Below are 13,200 nucleotides of genomic sequence, written 5' to 3' on the forward strand. Positions count from 1 at the left end.
TGTTTGGCCGATTGATAGAACATCTGATGATCTCTACTCAAATAGCAAATCGAGCGGGCGCCTTTTGGAACCTTCCTTCAGTGGGATGTTGATTGACCATCTTCTCCCTATTTTTCTTTTGGAAAATAAATTTTTTGAATTCAAATTTTACAGATGAGATTATCCTATCCCATTGAAGCACCTGTAAAAGGCCTGCATTCCCATTAACCAAAATGGGCTGACCGGGATTTCCTTTCAATACCCAAGAATCATTTTTCGTTCTGTTTTTTTAGACGAATACTTTTTAAAACCAAAGTATAATTTAAATGAATAGTTATGGAATCACTTCAGAAAACCACGAAAGAAAAACACCTGCGGAGGGTTCGTTCCTTTCCTCCGTTGCGATTCAAAAAATTTCAAATGAAATTGGACGATAGCGGTGCCCAAGTCCTAATCGCCGCCAATTTCCTTAAAAAAGGAAACCACTCTGTAAGGGTACACAACGGGATGCTACATCTAAAAATAAAACAGCCTGAACGCATTTTCGATTATACCGACAAGGGGACGCCCTTGACAAGACATAAAAAGGATATGGATTTTCAAATTGCGCTTCCCAATAAACGGTATCGCCATATAAATACGATACGCTTTCACAATGGAATCCTGAAAGTACACCTTACAGGTGAACAGAAAGAAAGGGATATCATGAAGTTTTCAAAACCAGCGCCAACATCCAATAGGATCGCGGCTTCATGAGCAAGTCAAAAAAAAGAATATCGAAAAGTCCGGTTCTATGGGGAAATACATCATGAACATTCAGGAATTATTCAATCAAATCAATATATGATATATCGCACATGGATATACAAATAGAAAAACTGACCAAAACCTATGGTCCCCAAAGGGCCGTAAACAACATCAGTTTTGATGTTAAGACCGGGGAAGTCCTCGGGTTTCTCGGCCCCAATGGAGCTGGGAAATCGACCACAATGAAAATGATCACCGGCTACATCGGCATTGAAGAAGGTGATATACGGATCGGCGGTAAAAGTGTAACCGATCCCGAGAGCAACTTTAAACAACATATTGGGTACCTTCCGGAAAACAATCCGTTGTACCTGGATATGCCGGTAATTGACTATCTGGCCTTCTGTGCCTCCCTTCAAGGGGTAGAAAAGACCAAGTTAAACAGTCGGATCCGTGAAATGATCGGACTATGTGGTCTTAACCGCGAAAAGCACAAAAAAATCGGGGAATTATCCAAAGGATATCGCCAACGTGTGGCACTCGCCCAGGCCATGATCCATAATCCGGAGATTTTGGTGTTGGACGAACCTACAACGGGCCTTGACCCCAACCAAATCATAGAGATCCGAAAACTGATTCGCGACCTTGGGAAGGAGAAAACCGTTATCCTGAGTACACATATCCTTCCAGAAGTAGAAGCTACCTGCGACCGTATCCTAATCATCAATAGGGGGGAAATAGTAGCAAACGGAACCCCCGAAACCCTAAGGAAACAAGCACAGGACAATGAAGTTTTGAGGGTGCGCATTGAAGACGCCGAGGCTGGAAAAATCATAAAATCCCTGAATGCCCTTGATACGGTACAGGATGTAGACCCCATACAACGGGAAGAAAACGTATTCGAAGTACAGAGTGTCGCCCAACAATCCTCCAAACGGAACATCTTTAATCTCTGTGTGGAAAAAAAATGGGTACTGACCGAACTCACGCCTTTGGAAACCAAACTCGAGGACATTTTTAGAAACTTAACGGTAAATTAAATATGAATATCATTTGGACTATTGCCAAACGAGAACTGGCAACTTTTTTCGACTCACTCATCGCCTATATTATTCTGGTCCTTTTTTTAGGGTTTAGTGGGTTTTTCACCTGGCTTTATGGAAACGATATTTTTTTGGTAGGTCAGGCCAACCTACGCGTATTCTTCAATATTGCCTCTTGGAGCCTCTTCTTCTTTATTCCCGCCATTACCATGAAAATGTTGGCCGAGGAACGAAAGACGGGCACTTTGGAACTGCTTTTGACCAAATCGGTATCGGACAGGGAAGTAATTCTTGGTAAGTTTTTGGGATCCATCCTATTGGTCTGTATTGCCTTGGCGGCTACCCTACCCTATGTGATTACGGTATCGAATATCGGAAATCTCGATAACGGTGGTACCATATGCGGCTATCTCGGATTACTGTTGCTCAGTATCACCTACACGGCCATAGGCATTTTTGCAAGCAGTATTACCACCAATCAGATTGTGGCCTTTATGACCGCTTTGCTCATTAGTTTATTTTTTCAGATCATTTTCGGGGTATTGGCCCAAAATTTCACAGGTAGTCTGGGGCAAATCTTCGATACCCTAGACCTTCAATCCCATTTTGAGTCCATTTCCCGAGGGGTTTTAGACTCCAAGGACCTGGTATATTTTCTTTCTATAACCGTGTTGGGGCTATACCTAGGGGAATGGTCCCTATCCAAAAGACATATTTCTTAAACGCTTGTATATCAAATGAAAAAAACAAACCTAACCATTGTCCTGATCATCGCAATCTTGGTGTTTGCCAATCTGGTATCGGAACAGTATTTTTTTAGGCTAGACCTTACAGAAGACAAACAGTACACCCTAAGTGATGCCACGGAAAACATCATGGCATCCTTGGAAAACCCGATTACCGTAAAGGCCTATTTTTCGGAAAACCTTCCGCCCGATATCGCCAAGACCAAAAACGATTTTGAGGAATACCTGATCGAGTATGCGCGACACTCCGACGACAATCTGTTCTACACCTTTATCAATCCGAACGAAAACGAGTCCCTTGAACAAGAGGCCATGGAAGCGGGAATCAATCCCGTAATGATCAATGTTCGCGAAAAGGATCAGATGAAGCAACAAAAGGCCTTTTTGGGAGCTGTTTTGCAATTGGAAGACCGCAAGGAAACCATTCCGTTTGTACAGCCCGGGGCACCATTGGAATATCTGTTGTCCTCATCCATAAAAAAAATGGCCATAACCGATAAACCCGAGGTAGGTTTGATGCAAGGCCACGGCCAAGCTTCCATTACCGACCTCTCCCAAGTAAAAACGGCCTTGGATGTTTTGTACGATTTTAAGGCGGTAACCGTAAACGACAGTGTAGCCGTCCCCAAAGGAATCAAGACCCTGGCCTTGGTGCGCCCAACCGACACCATCAATAACGCTACCCTCGGCCAACTGGACACCTTTTTGGAAAACGGGGGGAATTTGTTCATTGCCCTGAATAGGGTCAACGGAGACCTTAACAACTCTTACGGAGCCGGATTAACTACCGGGGTCGAGAAATGGCTACATGAAAAAGGGTTGGAAGTACATGAAGATTTTGTCATCGACGCCCAATGTGCCACCATTGCCGTACAACAGCGACAGGGTTTCTTTAATATTACGTCCAACGTTGCCTTCCCATACATCCCCATCATCAATGAATTTGCAGACCACCCCAGTACCAAGGGCTTGGATGCCGTAGTGATGCAGTTTGCGAGTTCGCTGAAATTTACGGCCAAGGATTCCCTTTCCACTTTTACACCCTTGGCGTTTTCTTCCAAAAAATCGGGAAGTATACCGGCTCCCCAGTTTTTTAATATCCAAAAGGAATGGACCGATAACGATTTCAACGCTCCCAACCGGATTGTTTCCGGGGTTTTGGAGCAGACCCATCCCAACGGTAACCGTTCCCGCATTTACGTGGTTGCCGATGGGGATTTCCCGGTTGGAGGCAATCAGCAGTCGCTACAGGCCGACAACGTGAACCTGATGGTCAATGCCATCGATTGGCTGAGCGACGATACGGGTCTGATCGACCTTAGGACCAAAGGAATACGCTATAGACCAATAGCCAAATTGGAAGAAGGAACCAAGACCACTTTGAAATATGCCAATTTTTTATTGCCCATTGTCCTGGTAATCGTTTACGGCATGGTACGGATGCAAATGAACAAAAACAAGCGCAGTCGAAGATTGGAAGAAAATTATGAATGATCACTAAAACGAAGAATACGCCATGAAGAAAAACAACTTGTTGCTCGCGGTACTGCTCATTTTGGTACTACTCTATTTTTCCTCCCGTTATTTTAAGAGTAATGGCAGCACTACTTTCAATCCTGAAATAATACAATTGGATTCCTCGAAGGTGGAAAAAGTGACTATATACCCACCGGGCGAAACGGAACAGGAACCTATCCTAATCTCAAGATCGGAAAAGGATTGGGAGGTTACACAGGCCAATATCAAATCGAAAGCAAACCTAACACGGGTACGAAGTGCATTGGGTCAACTGCAGGATATAAAGGCCCAACGCTTGGTAGCCAAGACAAAAGACAAATGGCAAAGCTATGGACTCACGGATTCCTTGGCGAGAAAACTGGAGATTCAAGAAAAAGGCAGTGGAGGGACTACGACCATTTACTTCGGTAAAACCTCATATGAACAGACAGCGGCATCCCAATACGGTAGGGCATCATTGACCGGGTCCACTTACTTTCGAATAAACGACAAACCCGAAACCTATGCCCTGAATAACCAAATCGCGGATGCGTTCAACCACAAGTTCAACGCATGGAGGAATCCAAAATTCATACAGTTGGATAAGGACCGGATTACCGAGCTGAGATTTGAAAGTACCGACCAAGAGAATTTTATTCTAAGGAAAAACAACTCCCTATGGACTATCCCCGGTTCCCAAACCGACAGTACCAAGGTAGCCCGTTATTTAAATATCCTCCGCAGCCAGAACAGCTCCCTATTTGCGGACACATTTGTGCCAAATGAGGAAGCCCTCCGCACTTTAACCGTTCGTGGCGCATCTATGGATGAGCTTATTGTAAAGGCCTATGCAGATACCTTAGGGAATAAATACATCCTTAATTCGTCCCAACATCCGGATGTTTTTATCGAGAGCGATTCCGCAGGCATGTTTAAACGCCTTTTTGTTGACAAGAAGTATTTCAAGGCCGATAAAAAATGAGCCATATATTGAACCTGAGGTTATAACGACCCGAACTTTTGAGCATTTTATGAATTATAAACCATTATATATGAAACCCACTAAATCCCATTTAAAGAACGTACTGTTTTTGTTTACTTTTTTATTCCTGTATAGCGCGGTTGCCAAGGCGGGTAACGGTGTTATTTTATACACCCCTTATACGAATATCTCAGTACCCCCAGGGGAATCCATTGACTATAGCGTTGAGGTCAAAAACAATGGAAGTCAGTTGAAGGATGTGGAAATCCTTCTGTCGGGATTGCCCAAAGATTGGAATTCATCCCTTAAAGCCGGAGGGTATACCATTAAGCGAATCGCCGTACTTCCGGGTGAGAAAAAAACCCTGTCATTTACGGTGAATGTACCGCTAAAGGTAGAGAAAGGTAAATACGATATTAAGCTAATTGCCAAGAACTACGATGTACTTCCCTTGGTCATCAACGTCTCTGAGGAAGGAACCTTCAAGACCGAATTCACTTCCGACCAAATCAATATGGAAGGACATTCGAAATCCAACTTCAACTTTTCGACAAAATTAAAAAACCACACTGGCGAAAAGCAAGTATACTCCTTGTTGGCGGCACCACCACGGGGTTGGAACGTAGCTTTCAAACCCAATGGCAGACAAGCCACCGCAGTGGAGATCACCCCCGGAAAAACAACGAACATCACGGTTGAGGTAAAACCCTCTCCCCTTGTGAAAGCCGGATCCTATAAAATCCCCATTAAGGCGGCCAATAAATACAGTACGGCCGAATTGGAATTGGAAGTGGTTATCAAAGGGAGCTATGAAATGGAACTTACCACACCCAATGGTTTATTGAGTTACAGTATAACCTCAGGAAGGGAAAAGAAATTGGAGCTTTTAGTCAGGAATACCGGCTCTAGTGAATTGCGGAATATCACCTTCACCCATAACAAACCCAAAAATTGGGAAATATCGATAGAACCCGATAGCATTCCACTCATAAAGGCCGGCGCCAGCACAAAGGTTCAGGCAACCATAACAGCAGCCGACAAGTCGGTCCCCGGAGACTATGTATCCAAGATAACGGCCAAAACACCAGAGGCCTCCTCTACCGCAGCCTTAAGGCTTTTAGTAAAGACTCCCTTATTATGGGGATGGTTGGGAATCTTCATCATACTGGGAACATTGGGGGCCATTTATTACCTGTTTCAAAAATACGGTAGAAGGTAATGGCGGAAAAGAGTATAGAAATAAACGGATTGACCAAAAAGTACGGCCAACATGTGGCAGTGGATAATTTAACACTGTCTATTGATAAAGGTGAGATTTTTGGTCTGTTGGGGCCCAATGGGGCGGGGAAATCAACCACAATATTAATGCTTTTAGGGCTTACCGAAGTAGATTCGGGGAGTGTTAAGGTCTGCGGGATAGACACCACCAGACATCCCCTTGAGGTCAAAAGAAAGGTCGGGTATCTACCGGAGGATGTTGGCTTTTACAACGATTATACCGGGTTACAGAATCTTTTGTACGTAGCCCGCTTAAACAATATCCCCTTGGAACAGGCCCAAAAAACAGCCTTGAGAACACTAGCCGAGGTGGGTCTGGAGGAGGAAATGGACAAGAAAGTGGCCAGCTATTCCAGGGGAATGCGCCAACGCTTGGGCCTAGCGGATGTACTTATAAAAAACCCGGAGGTAATAATATTGGACGAGCCAACCTTGGGGCTCGACCCAGAGGGCGTTAAAAAATTCCTTCAACTGATTGTCGAACTAAGCAGAAAGAAAGGGATTACCGTTCTTTTTTCGTCCCACCACCTGCATCAGGTTCAACAACTTTGCGATCGTGTGGGCATTTTTGTGAAAGGAAAATTATTGGCCGAAGGAAAAATCAGCTCGCTGGCAGAACAGTTGTTTTCCAAGAACACCTTTACCCTAGAGGGGGGAATCACCCCCATGGACGAAAATCCAAACCAAGCTTCCGATTCCTTGGAGGAGGTCGTCAACAAAATGAAACGGATAAAGGAGGTTTCCCTTGTGGAGGTCGACAAAGACCACTTTGTAGTGGAATCCAAAAAGGATGTATCGGCCGAATTGTCCCGGCTTATTGTTAACTCCGGATACGGTCTTGCTTATCTAAGCAAGAAGAAATATGGTTTGGACGACATTTATCATCAATATTTTCAAGAAGAAGAAAAAAGGATATGAAGAATAAAATAGTTAAAAGGGCAACATCAAAATTAACCGCTATAAAATTACCCAAATGGATCTCCCATATAAATTCCTTTTCATTGTTTAATAACGGGAATCTGGGTAGTGATAGTTCCTTGGCATTGAGTCCTTTCAAAGTAATGGTACAAAAGGAAATCACCGACCATATTAGAAACTGGCGTTTTATTATTCTATTCGCCCTTATTTCATTGGCCTGTATGGGAACACTATTCGCTACACTCTCAGATGGAATGAAGGTCCTAGTGAACGATACTACAGAAAACAACTTCTTTTTCTTGAATCTGTTCACTAAATCTGATGGCACCTTGCCCGCGTATTTTGTCTTTGTGGGATTCCTTGGCCCCTTGTTCGGGATAAGCCTAGGGTTTGATGCCATTAGTTCGGAACAGAATCGGGGTACCTTGAGTCGTGTATTGGCGCAGCCCATCCCAAGGGACAGTATACTTAACGCCAAATTTTTGGCGGGGATCATTGTAATCAGTGTGATGTTCTTCGCTTTAAGCTTCTTGGTCCTCGGGGCTGGACTTTTGGCTTTGGGTATTCCTCCCACAGCGGAAGAATTTATACGCATTATGGTTTATACGGTATTGAGCATCGTATATGTTTCTTTTTGGTTGAACCTTTCCATATTGTTCTCGGTCCGCTTTAGGCAATCGGCCACCTCCGCTTTGTCTGGTATAGCGGTATGGCTGTTTTTCACCATATTCTACCCATTGATCGCCAATTTGATAATCAAGGGATATGAACCCTCTAAATACGCCTCACCGAAGGCCATCTATTTCTATGAAAAGTTGAAATTTTATTTGGTTCAAATAATGCCCAATGAACTATTTGATGAAATCACCTCTGCCATTTTGGTACCTTCCGTACGTAGTTTGGGACCACTGACCACCGAACAGATGCAAGGAGCCATTCCAAGTAGTTTGCCCCTAGGACAGAGTATCCTATTGGTTTGGCCGCAGTTTACGGGGTTACTGGCATTGACCTTATTGTGTTTTTTGTTTTCGTACCTGCTCTTTATGAAGCGTGAAATTCGTTCTAGGGGTTAGCAAATCAGGCAATTTGACGGTGCATGGGGAATAAAGTTCCCTGTCCATGGACAGGGAACCATATATTGGATTAAGTCTGTTCGGCCTAAGCGATTGTGATCGATTCATCCAAATAAACATCTTGAATAAGGTGTAGTAATTTAACACCTTCCTTCATAGGCCTTTGAAATGCTTTCCTTCCTGAAATCAGTCCCATACCTCCTGCCCTTTTATTGATGACTGCCGTACGAGCAGCACCGACAAAATCATCCTTGCCTGAAGCACCACCGGAATTAATGAGTCCGGCACGACCCATATAGCAGTTGGCAACTTGGTATCGCGTCAGGTCAATAGGGTGGTCGGTAGTGAGTTTACTGTACACCAATTCATTGGTTTTCCCGAAATTATCAAAGGCAAGAAAGCCACCATTGTTTGTCGGTTGTTTTTGTTTGATGATATCAGCCTCAATGGTCACGCCAAGGTGGTTGGCCTGTCCGGTCAAATCGGCGCTAACGGAATAATCCTTATCCTTTTTGAAGGCATCGTTACGCAGGTAACACCATAATACTGTCGCCATTCCCAATTCATGGGCACGCCTAAAAGCCTTGCTGGTCTCCATTATCTGTCTGTCCGATTCCGGGGAACCGAAATAAATAGTGGCCCCTATGGCTACCGCACCCATATCCCAGGCTTGTTCTACCTGGGCAAAATAGATCTGGTCAAAGGTGTTGGGATAGGTTAATAATTCGTTATGGTTCAATTTTACCAAGAAGGGGATTTTATGTGCATATTTTCGCGAAACCGCCCCAAGTACGCCCAAAGTAGAGGCTACGGCATTACACCCCCCTTCAATGGCCAATTTTACAATGTTCTCTGGATCAAAATATTCAGGGTTTGGGGCAAAACTGGCCCCTGCTGAATGTTCTACACCTTGATCCACGGGCAAAAGTGAAAGATACCCCGTACCTGACAGCCTACCATGATCAAAAATCTGTTGTAGACTTCCCAATACCCTGTTCGAACGATCGGATGACGCCATGATCCTATCGGTAAAATCAGGACCTGGCAGGTTGATTTTATCTTTGGGTATGGTGCCACATACGTGATCTAACAAATAGGATGTTTCGTCTTTTAAATATTTTTCAAGTTGCATTTCTTCTGTTTTAATGTGTTATTAATATGTTTTTTTTATCCCATCGTAGGTCTTAACCGTATCGTCCTTCTTCAATATTACATTCCATTCTTTATCTATTCCAATTGGTAATTGTCAATGACATTAAGCTTACCGTCAAATTCATAGAGATGTGGTACCCCTGTAGCGACTTCGACCTTTGCTATATCTTCTGAGGATATATGCTCTAAATATTCGATCAATGCCCGCAATGAATTGCCATGGGCCGAAACAAGAACGGTTTTTCCCTTTGCCAGTTCGGGGGCAATGGCTTCGAAAAAATAATTAACGACCCTTTTTGAGGTATCCTTCAATGATTCGCCCAGCGGCAAAACCGAAGGGTTCAGTAATTTATAATTCGAATCGAATCGGGGATTACGTTTGTCCCCTTCGGATAAGTTGGGAGGTGGGGTGTCATAGCCCCTTCGTACACTTAAAAAGCGTTCCTCCCCCACTTCCTTGAGCACCCCATCTTTGTTCTTTCCTTGCCAATCCCCATAGTGCCTCTCGTTTAATTTCCAACTATAATGACAATCAACATGCATCATATCCGCAGTCTCCAATATGATCCAAGCGGTACGGATGGCCCGTTTCAGGTAGGAGGAAAAACAAACATCAACATCGATAAGGTTCGATTTGATGAGCTTCCCCGCTTTTTTTGCCTCCTCGATCCCTTCGGGGGCAAGGTCGACATCCGTCCATCCCGTGAATACGTTTTTTACATTCCATAAACTCTTCCCATGCCTGACCAATATTAATTTTCCCATTTTATTTTTATTTTATTTCCCAATGTTTCTCCTTCTTCCAGATAATCCAGGATTTCAATCGAAACATCATCCTCCGTAAATATGGAGATGGCATCGCCACCTTCTACCCATTGTGTTCGTTGCATATTACTGCCTTCATGTAATGGGTGTTCCTTTTCAATTCCCGCTTTCTGCCATCCCAAAATGTATTTCGTTTTTCTCTGCCTTATTTATGTTCCGTATTCCCGAAATCAATGCATCTGGATTGAAGGAGATGGAATTGATTCCCTTTTCCACGAGAAACTGGGCAAATTCGGGATAGTCACTGGGTGCCTGTCCGCAAAGCCCGATCTTGGTGTGGGTCATATGGGCCGATCTAATGACCATTGCAATCATTTGTTTGACCCCAGGGTCGTTAATGTCGAAGATATCGCTCAGCAATTCAGAGTCCCTATCCACGCCTAAGGTCAATTGGGTCAAATCGTTGGAACCGATTGAGAATCCATCAAAGAATTCAGCAAATTGTTCCGCCAGGATAATGTTATTGGGTATTTCGGTCATCATATATAGTTGAAGACCTTTTTCGCCCCGTTTCAAACCATTTTCTTCCAATACTTCTACAACCTTTGCAGCTTCTTTTAATGTTCGGCAGAAGGGTATCATGATTTTTACGTTGTCCAATCCCATATCTTCCCGAACCATTTTCAGTGCTTTGCACTCCAATTCAAAAGCCTCCTGGTACTTGGGACTATAATATCGCGACGCACCCCTAAAACCAAGCATAGGGTTCGATTCCTTGGGTTCGAACTCCGTACCCCCTATAAGGTTGGCGTATTCATTCGATTTGAAATCGCTGGTACGTACGATAACATCCTTAGGGTAAAAGGCTGCGGCAATCATGGCGATGCCCTCTGCCAGTTTATGTACAAAATAATCGGACTTATTAGGATAGTGATGGGTCAATTGTTGGATCTTTTCTTTAACGGCAGTGTCTTTTAGTCGATCAAAATGCTTCAAGGCCATAGGGTGGATTTGAATGGAATTATTGATAACAAACTCCAATCGCATCAACCCAACGCCTTCCGCTGGATAGAATGAATATTTAAAGGCTTGGTCTGGATCGGCAAGGATCAACATCGGCTGGGTATGTGGCTTATCCAAGGCTGAAATATCCACCACCTTTTCATCCCATTTCAAGCGACCGTCATAAACAATACCGGTATCCCCCTCAGCACAGGAAATGGTGATTTCCTGTCCGTCCTTAATCCGTTTTGTCGCATTGTTCGTTCCTATTATGGCCGCAGCACCCACTTCACGGGCAACAATGGCAGCATGGCTGGTACGCCCCCCTTGATCCGTTATGATTCCAGCTGCTTTTTTAAGAATGGGGTCCCAATCGGGATTGGTACGTTCCGTAACCAGTATTTCCCCGTGTTGTAGTTTATCCGATTCTTCAGGACTATGTAATATCCTAGCTTTCCCTGCCGATATTTTATTACCCAACGCCATACCCCTGGTAATTTCCTTTCCTTTATCCAACAACGTATAGGTGCTGATTTTTAATTTGTCTTTTTTTGCGCTTTGCACGGTTTCGGGTCTTGCTTGAACGATAAAGAGTTCGTTCGTCTTACCATCCTTGGCCCATTCGATGTCCATAGGGCGTTTGTAGTGTTCCTCAATGATCAATGACCATTGGGCGAGTTGTATCACTTCGGCATCCGTCAGTACAAATTGCTCCTGTTTCCCTAAGGGGGTTTCAAGGTTTACCGTACCGCTACCCGATGTATCGTAGACCATGGTTTTTTCCTTGCTACCCAAATTTCTGGAGATAATGGGTTGGGAAACGCCTTTTTCCAAACTGGGCTTAAAGACGAAATAATCATCGGGATTAACGGTACCCTTCACAATATTCTCACCAAGTCCATAAATACTGGAAACCATTACTACCTGATCAAAACCAGTATCGGGATCGAGGGTAAAGTTCACCCCGGAAGCCGCTAAATCGGATCGTACCATCCTTTGGATACCGATCGACAGAGCTACTTTTGTATGGTCAAAACCATTGTCTTGCCTGTATTTGATGGCCCGGTCGGTAAAAAGTGATGCGTAACATTTCTTACATGCGTCAATTAGTCCTTCTTTTCCCTTAACGTTTAAGTAACTCTCTTGCTGCCCTGCAAAACTTGCGTTGGGCAAATCCTCGGCCGTAGCACTACTTCGCACAGCCAAAGAAATATCACCCTTGTATTTTTTCGATAAGGCATCGTACCCTTCCCCAATGGCATCCTTAAGATCATCCGGAAGTTCGGTATCTAGAATGGCCTTCCGAACGGAGGCGCCTATTTCCTTTAAATTGGAGAATGCTTTGGTATCCAATTTAGCCAATTGACTGAAAATTTCATCCTGTATATGAACTTCCTGTAAAAAATGCCAATAGGCCTCGGAAGTGGTTGCAAAACCATCGGGAACCTGTACCCCTTTTGATGTCAAATTTTGGAACATTTCTCCCAATGAAGCATTTTTCCCTCCTACGATAGGAACATCGTTGATGTTTATTTCATTAAAATGTCGAATGTAATTTTTCATTGCCTTATATTTTAAAAAGATCATTCACGACTAAGATTTCCAACCTCAAAGTTCAGGAGAATCCCCACCAATGGTCATGACCTAGGTCATGCCACCGATTTTTTCGAAGCCTTCGGTCATGGCTTAAGGCACTACCATTTTGGTGCTTTTGCACCTTTACATCATATTATACCCATGGATTCCCGATGAAGACGTGGTGGTGATTGCATCAACCTTAAAAAGATAAAGGGAACCTCATCGTCTTCCCATAATATACGGAGGACTGGATATCGCTACTTAAGTAGTGTGCCCAGTTAGTTGTAATTTCGTTAAAACTATTTCAAACTTGTTTTTAAATGCTTTTTTTTGCAGTGCTGAATTTGGGTAAAAAGAAGTTATGCCGGGGATTCCCCCTTTGGGGTTGTTTCATTTGGCAATTTTACCCCGATTTTCATACATTACACTACAATATCACT

The 13,200-nt window shown here is 43.7% G+C and carries 12 protein-coding genes; 8 read left to right on the forward strand and 4 right to left on the reverse strand.

Going from position 1 to position 13,200, the window contains the following annotated elements:
- Positions 1 to 315: 315 nt before the first annotated feature.
- The 8 genes from LX92_RS13510 to LX92_RS13545 all read left to right on the forward strand — a co-directional run bounded on the left by LX92_RS13510 (position 316) and on the right by LX92_RS13545 (position 8,263).
- Positions 316 to 735, forward strand: a complete 420-nt coding sequence (locus LX92_RS13510; protein WP_109651483.1) for a hypothetical protein — start codon at positions 316 to 318, stop codon at positions 733 to 735.
- A 101-nt stretch (positions 736 to 836) separates the two neighbouring features.
- Positions 837 to 1,766 carry an ATP-binding cassette domain-containing protein gene (locus tag LX92_RS13515; RefSeq protein WP_109651485.1) on the forward strand — a complete coding sequence of 310 codons (930 nt, stop codon included), beginning with the start codon at positions 837 to 839 and terminating at the stop codon, positions 1,764 to 1,766.
- A 2-nt stretch (positions 1,767 to 1,768) separates the two neighbouring features.
- Positions 1,769 to 2,491, forward strand: coding sequence for an ABC transporter permease subunit (locus tag LX92_RS13520; protein WP_109651487.1), 723 nt, complete (start codon positions 1,769 to 1,771; stop codon positions 2,489 to 2,491).
- 15 nt (positions 2,492 to 2,506) lie between these two features.
- A complete protein-coding gene (locus LX92_RS13525; RefSeq protein WP_109651489.1) occupies positions 2,507 to 4,009 on the forward strand; it encodes a GldG family protein in 1,503 nt (500 codons plus the stop codon).
- A gap of 22 nt (positions 4,010 to 4,031) precedes the next feature.
- Complete coding sequence (locus tag LX92_RS13530) at positions 4,032 to 4,994, forward strand: DUF4340 domain-containing protein (protein ID WP_109651491.1); 963 nt, start codon at positions 4,032 to 4,034, stop codon at positions 4,992 to 4,994.
- A gap of 70 nt (positions 4,995 to 5,064) precedes the next feature.
- Positions 5,065 to 6,213, forward strand: a complete 1,149-nt coding sequence (locus LX92_RS13535) for an NEW3 domain-containing protein (protein WP_109651493.1) — start codon at positions 5,065 to 5,067, stop codon at positions 6,211 to 6,213.
- Positions 6,213 to 7,190, forward strand: a complete 978-nt coding sequence (locus LX92_RS13540) for an ABC transporter ATP-binding protein (protein ID WP_109651495.1) — start codon at positions 6,213 to 6,215, stop codon at positions 7,188 to 7,190. Before LX92_RS13535 ends, LX92_RS13540 begins: the two co-directional genes overlap by 1 nt.
- The gene (locus tag LX92_RS13545) at positions 7,187 to 8,263 is read left to right on the forward strand and encodes an ABC transporter permease (RefSeq protein ID WP_109651497.1); all 1,077 of its coding nucleotides are present in this window, start codon (positions 7,187 to 7,189) and stop codon (positions 8,261 to 8,263) included. The genes LX92_RS13540 and LX92_RS13545 overlap by 4 nt, the downstream gene beginning before the upstream one ends.
- Positions 8,264 to 8,348: 85 nt before the next feature.
- On the opposite strand, the gene LX92_RS13550 is transcribed toward LX92_RS13545, so the two are convergent.
- The 4 genes from LX92_RS13550 to ppsA all read right to left on the reverse strand — a co-directional run bounded on the left by LX92_RS13550 (position 8,349) and on the right by ppsA (position 12,745).
- Positions 8,349 to 9,395, reverse strand: coding sequence for a class I fructose-bisphosphate aldolase (locus tag LX92_RS13550; protein WP_109651499.1), 1,047 nt, complete (start codon positions 9,393 to 9,395; stop codon positions 8,349 to 8,351).
- Between the two features lie 95 nt (positions 9,396 to 9,490).
- Positions 9,491 to 10,180 carry a 2,3-bisphosphoglycerate-dependent phosphoglycerate mutase gene (locus LX92_RS13555; RefSeq protein ID WP_109651501.1) on the reverse strand — a complete coding sequence of 230 codons (690 nt, stop codon included), beginning with the start codon at positions 10,178 to 10,180 and terminating at the stop codon, positions 9,491 to 9,493.
- Positions 10,168 to 10,362 carry a hypothetical protein gene (locus LX92_RS22290; protein WP_146197835.1) on the reverse strand — a complete coding sequence of 65 codons (195 nt, stop codon included), beginning with the start codon at positions 10,360 to 10,362 and terminating at the stop codon, positions 10,168 to 10,170. Before LX92_RS22290 ends, LX92_RS13555 begins: the two co-directional genes overlap by 13 nt.
- On the reverse strand, positions 10,337 to 12,745 hold the full coding sequence (gene ppsA / locus LX92_RS13560) for a phosphoenolpyruvate synthase (RefSeq protein ID WP_109651893.1): 2,409 nt from the start codon (positions 12,743 to 12,745) through the stop codon (positions 10,337 to 10,339). Before ppsA ends, LX92_RS22290 begins: the two co-directional genes overlap by 26 nt.
- Positions 12,746 to 13,200 lie beyond the last annotated feature (455 nt).

Origin of the sequence: Maribacter polysiphoniae, from assembly GCF_003148665.1 — a bacterium.
Classification (GTDB): domain Bacteria; phylum Bacteroidota; class Bacteroidia; order Flavobacteriales; family Flavobacteriaceae; genus Maribacter_A; species Maribacter_A polysiphoniae.